Origin of the sequence: Streptomyces sp. NPDC014764 (genome assembly GCF_043082785.1) — a bacterium.
Taxonomy (GTDB): Bacteria; Actinomycetota; Actinomycetes; order Streptomycetales; family Streptomycetaceae; genus Streptomyces; species Streptomyces althioticus.
Genome location: NZ_JBIBXY010000002.1, coordinates 756,914 through 772,259, shown reverse-complemented (window position 1 = coordinate 772,259; position 15,346 = coordinate 756,914). Strand labels below are relative to the sequence as shown.

At 72.8% G+C, this 15,346-nt stretch carries 14 protein-coding genes; 8 read left to right on the top strand and 6 right to left on the bottom strand.

Going from position 1 to position 15,346, the window contains the following annotated elements; translation table 11 throughout:
- Positions 1-49: 49 nt before the first annotated feature.
- Positions 50-1,474 (top strand): MFS transporter, encoded by a 1,425-nt coding sequence (locus tag ACF1AG_RS08485; protein WP_359604175.1) that lies wholly within the window; start codon positions 50-52, stop codon positions 1,472-1,474.
- A gap of 81 nt (positions 1,475-1,555) precedes the next feature.
- On the opposite strand, the gene ACF1AG_RS08480 is transcribed toward ACF1AG_RS08485, so the two are convergent.
- On the bottom strand, positions 1,556-2,359 hold the full coding sequence (locus ACF1AG_RS08480) for a VOC family protein (protein WP_359604177.1): 804 nt from the start codon (positions 2,357-2,359) through the stop codon (positions 1,556-1,558).
- A gap of 209 nt (positions 2,360-2,568) precedes the next feature.
- Between ACF1AG_RS08480 and ACF1AG_RS08475 the strand changes: the two genes are divergently transcribed.
- Positions 2,569-3,417 (top strand): sulfurtransferase, encoded by an 849-nt coding sequence (locus ACF1AG_RS08475; RefSeq protein ID WP_391809510.1) that lies wholly within the window; start codon positions 2,569-2,571, stop codon positions 3,415-3,417.
- A gap of 316 nt (positions 3,418-3,733) precedes the next feature.
- Here ACF1AG_RS08475 and sepH read toward each other — a convergent pair whose 3' ends face one another.
- The 3 genes from sepH to ACF1AG_RS08460 all read right to left on the bottom strand — a co-directional run bounded on the left by sepH (position 3,734) and on the right by ACF1AG_RS08460 (position 7,754).
- Positions 3,734-4,780 (bottom strand): septation protein SepH, encoded by a 1,047-nt coding sequence (gene sepH, locus ACF1AG_RS08470; protein WP_387795662.1) that lies wholly within the window; start codon positions 4,778-4,780, stop codon positions 3,734-3,736.
- Between the two features lie 456 nt (positions 4,781-5,236).
- Positions 5,237-6,556, bottom strand: a complete 1,320-nt coding sequence (locus tag ACF1AG_RS08465; RefSeq protein WP_387795661.1) for a D-arabinono-1,4-lactone oxidase — start codon at positions 6,554-6,556, stop codon at positions 5,237-5,239.
- A complete protein-coding gene (locus ACF1AG_RS08460; RefSeq protein WP_359604185.1) occupies positions 6,516-7,754 on the bottom strand; it encodes an MFS transporter in 1,239 nt (412 codons plus the stop codon). Before ACF1AG_RS08460 ends, ACF1AG_RS08465 begins: the two co-directional genes overlap by 41 nt.
- Positions 7,755-7,905: 151 nt before the next feature.
- Here ACF1AG_RS08460 and ACF1AG_RS08455 point away from each other — a divergent pair, with 151 nt between their 5' ends.
- Positions 7,906-9,033: a ferrochelatase gene (locus ACF1AG_RS08455; protein WP_359604187.1), complete on the top strand. Its 1,128-nt coding sequence runs from the start codon at positions 7,906-7,908 to the stop codon at positions 9,031-9,033.
- Positions 9,034-9,041: 8 nt separating this feature from the next.
- Positions 9,042-9,851 (top strand): inositol monophosphatase family protein, encoded by an 810-nt coding sequence (locus ACF1AG_RS08450; protein ID WP_359604189.1) that lies wholly within the window; start codon positions 9,042-9,044, stop codon positions 9,849-9,851.
- Between the two features lie 791 nt (positions 9,852-10,642).
- On the opposite strand, the gene ACF1AG_RS08445 is transcribed toward ACF1AG_RS08450, so the two are convergent.
- On the bottom strand, positions 10,643-10,816 hold the full coding sequence (locus ACF1AG_RS08445; RefSeq protein WP_199785258.1) for a hypothetical protein: 174 nt from the start codon (positions 10,814-10,816) through the stop codon (positions 10,643-10,645).
- Positions 10,817-11,255: 439 nt separating this feature from the next.
- Here ACF1AG_RS08445 and ACF1AG_RS08440 point away from each other — a divergent pair, with 439 nt between their 5' ends.
- From ACF1AG_RS08440 to ACF1AG_RS08425, 4 genes are all read left to right on the top strand, one after another.
- Positions 11,256-11,909, top strand: coding sequence for a response regulator transcription factor (locus ACF1AG_RS08440; RefSeq protein ID WP_003993508.1), 654 nt, complete (start codon positions 11,256-11,258; stop codon positions 11,907-11,909).
- Between the two features lie 9 nt (positions 11,910-11,918).
- Positions 11,919-13,163 carry a HAMP domain-containing sensor histidine kinase gene (locus ACF1AG_RS08435; RefSeq protein WP_033278020.1) on the top strand — a complete coding sequence of 415 codons (1,245 nt, stop codon included), beginning with the start codon at positions 11,919-11,921 and terminating at the stop codon, positions 13,161-13,163.
- A 392-nt stretch (positions 13,164-13,555) separates the two neighbouring features.
- Complete coding sequence (locus tag ACF1AG_RS08430) at positions 13,556-13,852, top strand: DUF4193 domain-containing protein (protein ID WP_003993510.1); 297 nt, start codon at positions 13,556-13,558, stop codon at positions 13,850-13,852.
- 13 nt (positions 13,853-13,865) lie between these two features.
- Entirely contained in the window at positions 13,866-14,810 is a 945-nt protein-coding gene (locus ACF1AG_RS08425; RefSeq protein WP_359599419.1) for a hypothetical protein, read from the top strand.
- Between the two features lie 27 nt (positions 14,811-14,837).
- Here ACF1AG_RS08425 and ACF1AG_RS08420 read toward each other — a convergent pair whose 3' ends face one another.
- Positions 14,838-15,308, bottom strand: a complete 471-nt coding sequence (locus ACF1AG_RS08420; protein WP_359599418.1) for a DUF3093 domain-containing protein — start codon at positions 15,306-15,308, stop codon at positions 14,838-14,840.
- Between the last annotated feature and the right edge of the window lie 38 nt (positions 15,309-15,346).

Below are 15,346 nucleotides of genomic sequence, written 5' to 3'. Positions count from 1 at the left end.
CAGTCTGGCTAGGATCCGCAGACCTCGCAATCCAACACCTGAGGGATTCATGAACGCCGCCACAGGATCCGAAGCCCCTCTCCCCGACGACAGAGCCCGCGCCGCACGGACGGATCTGGCGACCGACGCCGGCGACGGCGCGGAGGTGCCCCGCCCCGCGCTCGTGCGCTACGCGCTCGGCTCGGCCGGCATGGGCGTCTACGTCACCGTCCCCGGCCTGCTGCTCCTGTACTTCCTCACCGACACCCTCGGAGTCACTCCCTGGCTGGCCGGCCTGGCGCTGCTCCTCCCGAAGGCCGCGGACATCGTCCTGCACCCGTTCGTCGGCTCCCTCTCCGACCGGGAACGCGCCCGCCGCGGGAACAGACTGCGGCTGCTGACGGCGGGCTGCGCCCTCGCCCCCGCGTTCGTCGCGCTGTTCGCCGTCCCCGGTCCGGTGGCCGACCGGCCGTGGGCCGCCGCCCTGTGGGTCGCCGCCTGGTTCGTCGTCGCCAACGCCCTGTTCGCCGTGTACCAGGTGCCCTATCTCGCCACCCCCACCGACATGGAGATCGGCTACCACGGCCGCACCCGGGTGCTGTCCTTCCGGATGGTGGTCCTCACCGTCGGCATCCTCGTAGGCGGCGCGCTGGCCCCGCTGCTCGCGGGGGAGGGCGACTCGGTCGGCCGGTACGTCGTCATGGCCCTCGCCCTCGGCGCCTTCACCGTGGTCTTCCAGTACGTCGGCGTCGGCGGCGTCCGCGACCTGCTGCCCGCGCCCGGCCCCGCCCGGAGGACGGGGGACCGGCACGGCCCCGCCCTCGCCCAGGTACGGGACGTCCTGCGCGGCAACCGTCCCTTCCGGGTGCTGGTCTCCTGCTACCTCCTGGTCTCCACCACGACCCACCTGGTCCTCGCCGGACTGCCGTACTACGCCCGGCACGAGCTGGGCCGCCCCGGCTTCACCACCGTCCTCATGGCCGCGTTCGTCGCGCCCGCCCTGCTCACCACGCCCCTGTGGTTCCGTCTCTCCCGAAGCTGGGGCAAGCAGCGCTGCCTGCTGCTGTGCCAGGGCTTCTTCGTCGCCGGGGCGCTCGGCCTGGCGGCGGGCAAGGCGGCCGGACTCCTCGTCCCCGTGCTGTGCACGCTCGTCCTCGGCGTGTGCTTCGCGGGGCTTCAGCTCTTCCCGTTCTCGATGGTCCCCGACACGGTCCGCGCGGCCGACGGCGACGAGACCGGACGCACCGGTGCCTACACCGGCGTGTGGACCGCGACGGAGGCGACGGGCGCCGCGGTCGGCCCCTACCTCTACTCGGCGGCCCTCGCCCTCGGCGGCTACGCGGCCGCGCGGGCCGGCGAGGAAGTCACCCAGACGGGCGGCGCGCACACGGCCATCCTGCTCGGCTTCACGCTCCTGCCCGCCCTCCTCATGGCGGCGGCCCTGGCGGTCCAGTCCCGCTACCGCCTCGACGCCCGGTTCACGGCGCCCCGCTGAGAGGCGTCCCGCTGGGAGGCGTCCTGTGGTGAGGCGTCCCCTGGTGAGGCGTCCCGCTGGGAGGCACCTTACCGAGAGGCGTCAGCCCGCCTTCCGCACCAGCGCGAACCGCGCCCCCTCCGGGTCGGCCACCGTGGCGACCCGGCCGTGTTCGGTGTCCCGGGGGCCGCCGAGCACCTGGCCGCCGAGATGCAGCACCTGGTCCACCGCGTCGTCGGTGTCCGTCACCGTGAAGTACGTCGTCCAGTACGGTCCCCGGTCCCGGGGCAGCGCGTTGCCGAGGCCGTGGACGCCGGCCACCGGACGGCCGTCCAGGTGCAGCGTCACGTAGTCCAGGTCGGCGGAGACGACCGGATCCTCGTCGTAGCCGAACACGGTCTCGTAGAACTTGGCCACGTTCGTGGTCTCGAAGGTGGTCAATTCGTTCCACGCCGGGGTGCCGGGCCGGCCGGTGGCGCCCGCGACGGCGCCGTCGGCCGCCTGCCAGATGCCGAAGACCGCGCCGCTCGGGTCCGAGGCGAGCGCCAGCCGCCCCGCGTCGTCGGCGTCCAGCGGCCCCACGCCCACGGTCCCGCCGCAGGACCGCACCGCTTCGGCCGTCAGATCCACGTCGTCCGAGGCGAAGTACGGCGTCCACGCCACGGGCAGCCGCCGGTCCGGGGGCAGCACCCCGATCCCTGCCACCGCGTGGCCGTCGAGCACGGCACGCACGTACGGGCCCAGCGGCCGCGGGCCGGGCCGGAACTCCCAGCCGAACAGCGCCCCGTAGAACTGCTCGGTCGCGTCGAGTCCGCGCGCCATCAGGCTCACCCAGCAGGGTGTGCCGGGCGTCTGCCGGGCGGACCCGTCGCTGTTCGGGCGGGCGTTCCCCCGTGCGTCGGTCATCGTCACTCTCTTCTCGGCCGCCCGTACGTCGGCCGTGTCCGCTCGCCCCTGCAAGGGGGCCGTCCCGTGTCCGGCCCGGCGGATCGTTCCCGCACCGCAGCCGACACCGTATGTGCCCGATCCCGTACGCCCGGTGACCGGATGTGCCCGGCCGAGCAGAGTAGCCGGACCGGGACGAGTCGGCCACCCCGTGCGCGAGGATGGTGACCATGAACGCCATCATCTCCGCATCCGAACTCGCGGACGCGCTGCGGTCGGAGCGTCCTCCGGTCCTGCTCGACGTCCGCTGGCAGCTCAGCACGGCCGCCGCGAGCGGTCAGCCGTTCGACGGCCGGGCCGCGTACGCGTCCGGCCACGTCCCCGGCGCCGTCTTCGTCGACCTGGACCGCGAACTGGCGTCCGCACCGGGCCCGCATGGACGCCATCCGCTTCCGGACCTCGACGTGTTCGGTGCGGCGATGCGGCGCGCGGGCGTGTCCGCCGGGACGCCCGTGGTCGCGTACGACGGCGGCATCGGGTGGGCCGCGGCCCGCGCCTGGTGGCTGCTGCGGTGGACCGGCCACCCGGACGTACGGGTCCTGGACGGCGGGCTGCCCGCCTGGAGCGGCCCGTTGGAGACGGAGGCGCCGACGCCGGCCGAGGGCGACTTCGTGCCGAAGCCGGCGGAGGGCGCCGTGCTGGACGCGGACGGCGCTGCGGCGCTGGCGCGGTCGGGGGTGCTGCTGGACGCACGTGCGGCGGAGCGGTACCGGGGCGAGGTGGAGCCGATCGACCCCGTCGGCGGCCACATCCCGGGCGCGTTGTCCGCGCCGACGTCGGACAACGTGGACGAGGACGGCCGCTTCCGGCCCGCCGCCGAACTGCGCGCCCGCTTCGGCGAGCTGGGCGCGACGCGGGACGTCCCGGTGGGGGTGTACTGCGGCTCGGGCGTGTCGGCGGCGCACGAGGTGCTGGCACTGGAGGTCGCCGGTGTCCCGGCGGCTCTGTACGTCGGCTCCTGGTCGGAGTGGTCCTCGGACCCGGAGCGGCCGGTGGCGGTGGGACCGGAACCGCAGTAGCCGCTCCGGGGCTCCGCCCCGGGCCCTGCTTCTCGAACGCCGGAAGGGCTGGATGGTGGTGCCGCGCCCCGGGTCTCGTTCTCCAACGCGGGAGGGGCTGAGCCGGGCTCAGCCCCGGGCCCCGCTTCTCAAACACCGGATGGGGCTGGATGGTCGGGGCGCCGGCCCCCAGCCCTTTCCTCAGGTGCCCGAGGGGCTGATTCAACCCGTCCGGCGTTCGAGGACGAGGCCCGGCAGGGCCGACAGGGCGGCGACCCGTCCTCGCGGAGATGCGTAGGGAGGCGTCGCCCTAAGAGCTATGGGCCGGCAAGCCGGCCTACTCCTGTTTCTTGCGTCGCGTCCCGAACACGATCTCGTCCCAGCTCGGGACCGCCGCGCGGCGGCCCGGGCGGACGCCGTCCGCCTCGGCCTGGCGGTCGGTCGAGCCGACGAGGCGATCGCGGTGGCCGCCCACCGAACGGGGCATCAGAACGTCCGCGTACGCGGAGCCCGCGGACGCGGCCGGCGCCGGAGGCTCCTCCGCCTCGGGTTCGGACTCAGGCTCCTCGGCGGCCGGTTCGGGGCGCTCGGGCACCACCAGGTCGCCGCGGAAGCTCGGCACGGCCTCCAGCAGACTGGTCAGCGAGTCGCGCTCGCCGGAGGCAGTGGCCGCCGTGGCCTCCTCGGCCGGCTCGGACGCCTGCGCGGGCAGGCTGGGCCGCTCGCGGTCGGCGGGACGGTCCAGCGGGCGGTCCCGCGGCAGCCGGGCGATGCGCGGCACGAACGGGAAGCTGGGCTCGGGCGCGGCGAGATCGTCGGACTCGCCGATCAGCGACCGCGCCTCGTCGTCGACGGCCTGGACGAGCCGCCGGGGCGGGTCGTACGTCCAGCTCGCCGAGTGCGGCTCGCCCGCGACCCGGTAGACCAGCAGGACCTCCCAGGTGCCGTCGTCGCGGCGCCAGGAGTCCCACTGCACGGTGTCCTTCTCGGCGCCGCGCAGCAGCAGCCGCTCCTGCACGGCCTCGCCCAGCGGGGGGCCGGAGTTCTCACCGGGGCGGCGGACCGGCGTCTTGCGGGCGCGCTCGGCCATGAAGGCGCGCTCGGCGAGGACGGGGCCCTCGAAGCGCCGCACCCGGTCCACGGGGATGCCGGCCATCTGGGCGACCTCTTCCGCGGTCGCACCGGCTCTTATACGCGCCTGGATGTCGCGGGGGCGGAGGTGGCTCTCCACCTCGATCTCGATCTGGCCGAGGCGGGGACGGTCGCCGCGCACGGCGGCGCGGAGCCGTTCGTCGATCGGAAGCGTGTACTCCGTGCTGTCCGCAGCCTTCAGCACCAGCCGTGTGCCGTCATTCGAGACGGCCACGACACGCAGTTCGGGCATGGGGACCTCCCGGGTGGTGCCTGCCGACGTCACGTGCGTCGCTGCTTCCGCTAGTCGAGTGTGGCCTGCCCGGGTGCAGCCTGCCACAACCTTGCCGAGTTGCCCGGCGTGTCGGGCGCGGGCCCTGGATCGCCGTTATGGCACGGTTACCTATTCGCAACGCTAAGTGACCAAATGCGTCACCCTGTGCAACTAGCCCCCTCCCGGCGGTCCTCCGAGGACCCGGGCACCCTGACGGGAGTCCGGACCCAGGGCTCGCAACAGTACTCCATTTGGGCCACGTGCGTGGATTGGCACGCCGTGCGAGTTCACGCAAGAGGTGGGACTTGGCCGCCGTTGCCCCACTCATCCACCCCTGGACGTGGGGGACTTGTGGGGAACTTCACGCAATCGCCAGAAACGGAGGCAATGTCTGCGGCGCCGGGGCGTGCGCCCGGTTACCGCCGCGTGCGCGGACTACGCGCCCAGGACCCGCCGCAAGTAGTCGTTGCGGAACCGGCGTTCCGGATCCAGCCGGTCCCGGAGCCCGACGAACTCGCCGAAACGCGGATACACCCGTGAGAGGTACTCGGCGTCACGGGTGTGGATCTTCCCCCAATGGGGTCGTCCCTCGTGTGCGGTGAAAATGCGCTCGGCGGCGGTGAAGTACCGCTGGTACGGCGTCCCCTTGAACATGTGGACCGCCACGTAGGCGCTCTCCCGGCCGGACGCCGTGGACAGGGTGATGTCGTCGGCCGGCGCGGTGCGCACCTCGACCGGGAAGCTCACCCGCAACGGGGACCGGTCCACCATCGCCTTCAACTCCCGCAGCGTGTCCACGAGCGCCTCGCGCGGCACGGCGTACTCCATCTCCACGAAGCGCACCCGGCGCGGGGAGGTGAACACCTTGTAGGGGATGTCGGTGTACGTCCGCGCGGACAGCGCCCGGCTGGAGATCTGCGCGATGGCCGGGATCGTCACTGGTGCGGCGCGGCCCACCCAGTTGACGACCTGGAACACCCCGTTGGAGAGGAACTCGTCCTCGAACCAGCCGCGCAGCGGCGGCACAGGACGTTCGGGGCCCGCGCTGCGGTTGTTGCGCTTGGTGTTGGTGTTGCCGGTGTGCGGGAACCAGTAGAACTCGAAGTGCTCGTTCTCGGCGTGCAGCGCGTCGAACTCGGCGCACACCCGGTCGAACGTCATGGGCTCCTCGCGCGCGGTGAGGAGGAAGAGCGGCTCCACGGCGAAGGTGATGGCGGTGACGATGCCGAGGGCGCCGAGGCCGATCCGGGCGGCGGCGAAGACGTCCGGGTTCTCCTTCTCGGAGCAGGTGAGCACCGAGCCGTCGGCGGTGACCAGTTCGAGGCCCTTGATCTGGGCGGCGATGGAGGCGGACTCGCGGCCGGTGCCGTGGGTGCCGGTGCTGGTGGCTCCGGACACCGTCTGCTCCATGATGTCGCCCATGTTGGTCAGCGACAGACCCTCGCGCGCGAGGGCGGCGTTGAGCCGCTTCAGCGGGGTGCCCGCCTCGACGGTGACGGTGCCCGCCTCGCGGTCGATCCTCCGAATCCCCGTCAGCAGCTGAGGGCGGACCAGCAGGCCCTCGGTGGCGGCTATGGAGGTGAAGGAGTGACCGGCTCCCACCGCCTTCACCGGCAGCCCGTCCTCGGCGGCCCGGCGTACGGCGTCGGCCAGTTCGTCGACCGAGGCCGGCGTGACCTCCCGGGCCGGCCGGACGGAGACGGTGCCTCCCCAGTTACGCCACGTGCCGTTCCTCGCGCTCGTCGTGCTGACCAACGAAGCCTCCCCGACCCGGCGCCGGTCGCTTGAGCCGGCGGTACCCGAGGAAACCGACCGCGACCGCGACGGCCCCGGCGGCCGCCGGAACCCCGTACCCGGCGCGTGCCCCGGCCGCGTCGATCACCCAGCCGCCGGCGGAGGAGCCGAGGGCGATGCCGACCGCGAGCCCGGTGCTCACCCAGGTCATCCCCTCGGTGAGCTGCGCGCGAGGTACGTGCTCTTCGATGAGGGACATGGTCGTGATCATCGTGGGAGCGATGGACAGACCCGCAACGAACAGCGCCACGGCCAGAAACGGCAAGTTCCCGACCAGTAGGAGTGGGATCATACTCACGGCCATGGCGCAAACGCCGAGCAGCCACCGGCGTTCCGGCGGTCCCGCGAAGTGCAGCAGCCCGAACACCAGGCCCGCCACGCACGAACCCAGGGCGTACACCGCGAGCACCACGCTGGCCGCGGCCTTGTGTCCCTCCTCCTCGGCGAAGGCGACCGTCACCACGTCCACCGCGCCGAAGATCGTGCCGGTCGCCACGAACGTCGCCACCAGCACCCTCAGTCCGCGCGACCGCAGGGCCGAGCCGCCGCCCTTGCGCTCACGCGGGTGCGGCTCCGGCTCGGTGGCACGCTGCGCGGTCAGCCAGAAGACGCCCACCGCCAGGAAGCCGCCCGCCAGCAGCGGGCCGGCCTCCGGGAACCACGCCGTGGACAGCCCGATGGAGACGATCGGACCGATGATGAAGCACACCTCGTCGACCACCGACTCGAACGAGTAGGCGGTGTGCAGACTCGGGGTGCCGCGGTACAGCGCCGCCCAGCGGGCCCTGACCATCGCGCCGAGGCTCGGCACGCAGCCGATCCCCGCGCAGGCGACGAACAGCACCCACTCCGGCCAGGACAGGTGCACGGCGAGCAGCAGCACCGTCCCGGAGGACAGCGACAACACCGCGGCCGGGCGCAGCACCCGGCGCTGTCCGTGCTGGTCCACGAGGCGTGAGACCTGAGGGCCCAGCAGCGCGGCGGACAGCGCGATGGTCGCCGAGAGGGCGCCCGCCAGCCCGTACCTGCCGGTCACCTGGGAGATCATCGTGACGACGCCGATGCCCGTCATCGACAGCGGCATCCGGCCGAGGAACCCCGCGGCGGAGAAGGCCTTGCTGCCGGGGGCGGCGAACAGGGCGCGATAGGGGCTGGGCACTGGGTTCTCCGCAAGATCAGTAAGGTGCTACCGCAGTCGATACAGATTACCGGCGGCATCGCCCGCAGGCGCCGGTGATGTACGGCACCTTCTTCCCCCGACACCCCCGGCCCCTGTCCCCGTTGTCGGTGCCGGGTGGGAGGATCGAGACATGTCTGACGTGCTCGATGCCAGCCCCTACGACGCCCTGCTCCTGCTCTCCTTCGGCGGCCCGGAAGGCCCGGACGACGTCGTCCCGTTCCTGGAGAACGTGACGCGCGGGCGGGGCATCCCCACGGAACGCCTCAAGGAAGTCGGGCAGCACTACTTCCAGTTCGGCGGGGTCAGCCCCATCAACGACCAGAACCGTGCCCTGCTGGACGCCCTGCGCAAGGACTTCGCCGAGCACGGCCTGGACCTGCCGGTCTACTGGGGCAACCGCAACTGGGCGCCCTACCTCACCGACACCCTCCGGGACATGGTCCGCGACGGCCGCCGCCGCATCCTGACCCTCGCCACCAGCGCCTACGCCTCCTACTCCGGCTGCCGCCAGTACCGCGAGAACCTCGCCGACGCGCTCGCCACGCTGGAGAAGGAAGGGCTGGAGCTGCCGAAGATCGACAAGCTGCGGCACTACTTCAACCACCCCGGCTTCGTCGAGCCCATGGTCGACGGCGTGATCCGGTCGCTCGCCGACCTCCCCGAGGACGTCAGGGACGGCGCGCACATCGCCTTCTGCACCCACTCCATCCCCACCGCCGCCGCGGACACCTCCGGCCCCGTCGAGGCCCACGGCGACGGCGGCGCGTACGTCGCGCAGCACCTGGACGTGGCCCGGCTGATCGCCGACGCCGTCCGCGAGCGCACCGGCGTCGACCACCCCTGGCAGCTCGTCTACCAGTCCCGCTCCGGCGCCCCGCACATCCCGTGGCTGGAGCCCGACATCTGCGACCACCTCGAGGAGCGGAAGGCCGCCGGCGCCCCGGCGGTCGTCATGGCCCCGATCGGCTTCGTCTCGGACCACATGGAGGTCCTGTACGACCTCGACACCGAGGCCACCGCGAAGGCGGAGGAGCTGGGCCTGCCGGTGCGCCGCTCGGCGACCGTCGGCGACGACCCGCGGTTCGCCGCCGCCGTCCGCGAGCTGGTGGTGGAGCGCGCCGCCGCCGAGAGCGGGCGGGACGTCACCCGGTGTGCCCTCGGCGCGCTCGGCCCCAGCCACGACCTGTGCCCGGTGGGCTGCTGCCCCGCCCGCGCCCCGCGTCCCGCCGCCGCGGGCGCCGACAGCCCCTACGCCTGAGGAGCCCCGTGACCGACCCCCTGCACGCGGAACTGCTGGAACTGGCCAGGGAGGCCGCCCGGCGCGCGGGTGAGCTGCTGCGCGACGGCCGCCCGGCCGACCTCGCGGTCGCCGCCACCAAGTCCAGCTCGGTCGACGTCGTCACCGAGATGGACCTCGCGGCGGAGAAGCTGATCACCGGGCTGATCGCCGAGCGACGCCCGGAGGACGGCGTCCTCGGCGAGGAGGGCGCCTCCACGGCCGGCAGCAGCGGCGTCCGCTGGGTCGTCGACCCTCTCGACGGCACCGTGAACTACCTGTACGGCCTGCCCACCTGGGCCGTCTCCGTGGCGGCCGAGCAGGACGGCGTCGCCGTGGCCGGCGCGGTGTTCGCCCCGATGCGCGGCGAGGAGTACCACGCGGTGCTGGGCGGCGGGGCGTGGGCCACGGGCGCTTGGGAGGGGGAGCGGCGCCTGGCCTGCCGGCCGTCGCCGCCGCTGGAGCAGGCGCTGGTCTCCACCGGCTTCAACTACGTCGCCGACGTCCGGGAACAGCAGGCCGAGGTCGCCCGCCGGCTGATCCCGCTGGTGCGGGACATCCGCCGCGGCGGCTCGGCGGCGATCGACCTGTGCGACGTGGCGGCGGGCCGCCTGGACGGCTACTACGAACGCGGCCTCCACCCGTGGGACGTGGCGGCGGGCGCCTTGATAGCCCGTGAGTCCGGCGCCCTGACGACCGGCCTTCACCCGGACAGCCGGCCGTCGGCCGACCTCACGGTGGCTGCCTCCCCGGGCGTGCTGAAGCCGCTGCTGGCGCTGCTGGAGGAGTTCGGGGCATAGAAGGCGGCTGACGCCGCCGACTCTCCGGGACGGGCCCACGATCCCGCCGGCCGCCCACCTGAGCGGCCGCCTCCCCGGTCGCGGGAACCGCTTCCGTGGTGCAGCCGGCCGGCCCCGGGCCGCCGCGGGAACGGCCCGCAGGGCCGGGTGACAGCGGACGGCTAGCGTCGGCCGGGCGGGTTCAGCGGGGCCGACGGGGTTGACCTGGGGTGTCTGCGGGGCAGATCCCCGGCTCGGCCGGGCCGTTGCTGTGGAGAGTGCGGCCGGCCCCGGCCGACTTGGCTGCGGCTTGCAGGGCCGGGCGACACCGGACGGCCGCGTCGGCCGGACCGACGCGGTTGACGGCGGTTGCCTGTGGAGGCCCGACTCCTCGGCCGGACCGTGCCGGCGGTGATGCCGGCCGGCCCCGGTCGTGCGGCAATGGCCCGCGGGCGGCAACGGCCGGCGGGCGGCAACGGCCGGCGGGCGGCAACGGCCGGCGGGCACCGGCCGGTGGCAGCGGGGCCGACGCCGTCGATTTGGCGACCGTGCGTCAGTTCGGGCGTCGACGGAGCCCGGGTTACGGCTCGCCGAGCCAGGCAGAGGCGGCGCGCCGCGTCCGGGAGGGCGAGGCGTCGGCGAGATCCACGCCTCGGCCCGGGTGCCGGGTGCCCCCCGGCGAACCCGAGTGCGGGCGGGCCGCCGGTCGGCCCATCGCGCCGAGGGCTGTCGTGGGCGTGCCCCTGAGGAACGACGGCGGGCTCCGGTGGATCACTCCACCGGAGCCCGCCGGGCGCTTCCGTGCCGGTCGGTCAGACGCTGTAGGCGCCGACTTCCACGCCGTGCTCGGCCGCGAGGCGGCGCAGGTCGTCGAGTTCGCCCTGCTCCACTTCGACGAGGAAGTCGTCGCCCTCGTCGCGGGCCCGCGACAGGTCGGACTCGGTCGCCTTTATGCGCTGCAGAAGTCCTGCGGTGAATGCGTCCATGCTGCGCCCCCTCGTCCTGGGTCGGTGGGTCGGTGGCACGGGGGTGTGCCGTCGGAAGGGACGATCACGTCCGTGGCAGATGCCCGGCGCCGCTCGGCCGGGCGGCGACGGTACCGGACATCCACGCCCGCTCTGCGGAAGCGGACCGTGTGCACCGCATGGTGGTGCGGTGCAAGCAGAGCGTGATCGCGGGATGTAAACCCGTCCTCCCCAAGCTCCCTTCCGCGGAAACCTAACCTCGCGAGAAATTCTCGTATTCCCGCGCCGTTCGTCCGCACGTTCCCCGGTCGCGGGGCCGCCGGTGATCCCCTGCACCGGCCGCCTTACAGCCGACTTACGGCCGAAAAGGGCAGGATGGAGGCAACACACCCACCCGTACCCCTGCCCGCGTGCGCGCCCTCGCGGCCCGCCGGGCGGGTCATGAGGAAGGACAAGCGACGTGCGCGTACTCGTCGTCGAGGACGAGCAGCTGCTCGCCGATGCGGTGGCCACCGGACTGCGCCGGGAGGCCATGGCCGTCGACGTCGTGTACGACGGTGCGGCCGCCCTCGAGCGCATCGGCGTCAACGACTACGACGTGGTCGTCCTCGACCGCGACCTCCCCCTCGTCCACGGCGACGACGTCTGCCGCAAGATCGTCGAGCTCGGCATGCCCACGCGCGTGCTGATGCTCACGGCGTCCGGCGACGTCAGCGACCGCGTCGAGGGACTCGAGATCGGCGCCGACGACTACCTGCCCAAGCCGTTCGCCTTCAGCGAGCTCATCGCACGCGTGCGTGCGCTCGGCCGGCGGACCAGCGTGCCCCTGCCGCCCGTCCTGGAGCGGGCCGGGATCAAGCTGGACCCCAACCGCCGCGAGGTCTTCCGCGACGGCAAGGAGGTCCAGCTCGCGCCGAAGGAGTTCGCCGTGCTGGAGGTCCTCATGCGCAGCGAGGGCGCCGTGGTCTCGGCGGAGCAGCTGCTGGAGAAGGCCTGGGACGAGAACACCGACCCGTTCACCAACGTGGTGCGCGTGACCGTCATGACCCTGCGCCGCAAGCTGGGCGAGCCGCCGGTCATCGTGACCGTGCCCGGCTCCGGATACCGGATCTGATCACCGACCATGGCTGCCACTCCCGCGCCCCCCACCGCGCCCCCCAAGCCCACCTGGGACCCCCGGTCGCCCACGCCGATGCCGTGGCTGCGCCCCACCATCCGCATACGGCTCACGCTGCTGTACGGCGGCATGTTCCTGATCGCCGGCATCCTGCTGCTGTCGATCATCTACCTGCTCGCCGCGCAGGCCCTGCGCACCGGCAGCCAGCCGCTGTTCAAGATCGTCGACTTCGACGGCCTGAAGGTCTCCAGCAACGACTGTCCGGGCATCGCCGACGGCAACCTCTCCCTGACCGAGTTCAACAACGCGATCAGCGAGTGCATCGACGACCAGCGCCAGGTCGCCCTGGACAACCTGCTCAGCCGCTCCCTGCTGGCCCTGCTCGGCCTCGCCGTCATCGCGTTCGCCTTCGGCTACGCGATGGCCGGGCGCGTGCTGTCGCCGCTGGGCCGCATCACCCGCACCGCCCGCGCGGTGGCGGGCTCGGACCTGTCCCGGCGGATCGAGCTGGACGGTCCGGACGACGAGCTGAAGGAGCTGGCCGACACCTTCGACGACATGCTGGAGCGGCTCCAGCGCGCGTTCACCGCCCAGCAGCGCTTCGTGGGGAACGCCTCGCACGAGCTGCGCACCCCGCTGGCGATCAACCGCACGCTGCTCGAGGTGCACCTCTCCGACCCGAACGCGCCGGTGGAGCTCCAGCAGCTCGGCAAGACGCTGCTGGCCACCAACGAGCGCAGCGAGCAGCTCGTGGAGGGCCTGCTGCTGCTCGCCCGCAGTGACAACCAGATCGTGGAGCGGGGGCCCGTCGACCTCGCGGAGGTGGCGGGCCAGGCCATCGACCAGGTCGCCTCCGAGGCCGAGTCCCGGCACGTGACCATCCGCGGCACGCGCCGCCCCGCCGTGGTCAAGGGCAACGGCGTGCTGCTGGAGCGGATCGCCCTGAACCTGGTCCAGAACGCCGTCCGGTACAACGTCCCGGAGGACGGCTGGGTGGAGGTCACCACGGACGTCCAGCACGGTCAGGCGGTCCTCGTGGTGTCCAACACCGGCCCGGTCGTCCCCGCGTACGAGGTCGAGAACCTCTTCGAGCCGTTCCGCAGGCTGCGCACCGAGCGGACGGGCAGCGACAAGGGAGTGGGACTGGGGCTGTCCATCGTGCGGTCGGTCGCCCGGGCGCACGGCGGGCACATCTACGCGCAGCCGAGGGAGGGCGGAGGACTCGTGATGCGTGTCACCCTTCCGATCTGACATCATGCCCCGCCCGCGATCCGTGTTCGCTGCGGGCGGAATTCCTGAGCACCACCGCAATCGAATTCATGTGTGATCGATCACAGGTGCGTCGATTCGGCCGTCTACTCTCCGTGATCATGAACCCCGTCGGAAGGCCGGAAAAGTCCCGGTTTTCAAGGGTCCCGTTCACGGGAAGTACACGGTGAGGTGCCTTTGTAGTGCGGCATCGGGACCGTGTACGGTCCCCATCGCCATCCAAGCCGATCACTCGTGAGGAGTCCGGTTGGGTGTCGATTGAGTAACAGACCTTGATGTGAGGCAAAATCTCCGCCTCAGGTCGGGCACAAGTCCGGCCTCTCACGCGTTACGTGCGCTGGAGACACCGCATACACCCAGAGGGGGAGAGCGACATGGCTACCGATTACGACACTCCACGCAAGACCGACGACGACGTCGACTCGGACAGCTTGGAAGAGCTGAAGGCCCGGCGGAACGACAAGTCGGCCTCGGCCGTGGACGTCGACGAGTTCGAGGCCGCCGAGGGCCTCGAGCTGCCCGGTGCGGACCTCTCGAACGAGGAGCTGGCCGTCCGGGTGCTGCCCAAGCAGCAGGACGAGTTCACCTGCATGAGCTGCTTCCTGGTGCACCACCGCAGCCAGCTGGCCCGTGAGAAGAACGGCCAGCCGATCTGCCGCGACTGCGACTGAGGCGGGGTCGGCCGTGACTGGCTCGACCCCACCGCGGAAGCGCCGCTTCTTCTCGAAGGGAGCGGACCAAGGGTCCACCGAGGACCCACAGCACGACACGCGTGAACCCGAGCGAGGCTGGACCGGAGACGGGGCGGCCTCGCTCGAGACGCCGGCCGGCCGGGGTGACCTCCCGGTGCCCGTGGAGGTCACCGCGCCCATGGCGCGCAGGCGCACCGCCGTCGTCCGGGAGAAGGCGCTGGAGGGCGTCCGCAAGGGCGGCGCACGCGCCCGCGCGGGTCTGGCGCACCTCGCCGACCGGATCATCGACATCGCCCCGCGTGTGCCCGTACGGGACCTCGCGACCCTGCGGGAGCAGTTCCCCGGGCTCGGTCCCGAGGAGATCGCCGACAAGCTCGTGGCGGGTGCCGCGAAGGCCACCGCGACGGTCGGGGCCGGCGTCGGGGCGGCCGCCATGATGCCCGTACCGCCCGCGATGCCGACGGAGCTGGCCGCCGAGGTCACCGGCGTCGCCGCGATCGAACTCAAACTGATCGCCGAACTCCACGAGGTCTACGGCGTACGGCCCGCCGGCACCCTCGCCCAGCGCAGCACCGTCTACCTCAACTCCTGGTCCCAGGAGCGCGGCATCGAGGCGACCAAGCCCTCCACCGTGAGCGCCGCGCTGAACAGCCGCATGAAGCGCGAACTGCGCCAGCGGATCATGAAGCGCACGGTGCGCAACCTGCCGAACCTGATGCCGTTCCTCGTGGGGGCGGCCGTGGGCGCCGTGATGAACCGGCGCGACACCAGAAAGCTCGCCGCGCGCATCAGGGACGACCTGCGCAAGGTCCAGGTCCCCTGGGACGAGTTGTCCGCGCTCCCGGCACTGGAGCGCCCCGCCGACGCCCTCCCCGAGCACGCGCTGGAACTCGACATGGACGCCGGCCGCCCCCGGAAGGACGACGACCCCCGGTGACCTGCCCGGCGGCCCGCCGACGGGCCCTTAAGAGGCGTCCGCCCCGTCCCTCGCCGCCCGGAGCGCCTGCGCCAGCCGCTCGGGCTCACGGGTGGACAGGAAGACGTACGGGGTGGGGTCCTGCGGGTCCGTGACGGTCACCCGCAGCGCACCGGGGACGTACGCGCGCAGCAGCATGAACGCGCGCGGGTCGGCCTTCGGGCCGCGCCAGGCGCGCGCCTCCTCCGCGTCCAGCACCTCCGCGTCACCCAGCGCCGACGCCGGGATCTTCGCCTCGCCCGCGATCAGATGACCGTTCACGACCCGGATCCGCACCGAGCCGTACGAGCTCACCACGACCGCCGCCGCCGCGGTCCCGCCGGCCAGCCCGGCCAGCATCGGCAGGGTGCCGAACGGCAGCATGATCAGCGCGAAGGAGAGCCCGGTCAGGAGGCACAGGAGCCACCAGGAGCGCGGAGCGGTGAGGCGTTCTTCGTACGGGGCGGCGGAAAGCTGCATGAAGCCAAGCTTGGCACGCTTCCCACGGGGGTCCCGCG

Coding starts and splice junctions, on each gene's coding strand:
- ACF1AG_RS08455 (WP_359604187.1), top strand. CDS start 7,906: ATGTCTGACGTGCTCGATGCCAGCCCCTACGACGCCCTGCTCCTGCTC.
- ACF1AG_RS08480 (WP_359604177.1), bottom strand. CDS start 2,359: ATGACCGACGCACGGGGGAACGCCCGCCCGAACAGCGACGGGTCCGCC.
- ACF1AG_RS08430 (WP_003993510.1), top strand. CDS start 13,556: ATGGCTACCGATTACGACACTCCACGCAAGACCGACGACGACGTCGAC.
- ACF1AG_RS08485 (WP_359604175.1), top strand. CDS start 50: ATGAACGCCGCCACAGGATCCGAAGCCCCTCTCCCCGACGACAGAGCC.
- ACF1AG_RS08475 (WP_391809510.1), top strand. CDS start 2,569: ATGAACGCCATCATCTCCGCATCCGAACTCGCGGACGCGCTGCGGTCG.
- ACF1AG_RS08445 (WP_199785258.1), bottom strand. CDS start 10,816: ATGGACGCATTCACCGCAGGACTTCTGCAGCGCATAAAGGCGACCGAG.
- sepH (WP_387795662.1), bottom strand. CDS start 4,780: ATGCCCGAACTGCGTGTCGTGGCCGTCTCGAATGACGGCACACGGCTG.
- ACF1AG_RS08420 (WP_359599418.1), bottom strand. CDS start 15,308: ATGCAGCTTTCCGCCGCCCCGTACGAAGAACGCCTCACCGCTCCGCGC.
- ACF1AG_RS08435 (WP_033278020.1), top strand. CDS start 11,919: ATGGCTGCCACTCCCGCGCCCCCCACCGCGCCCCCCAAGCCCACCTGG.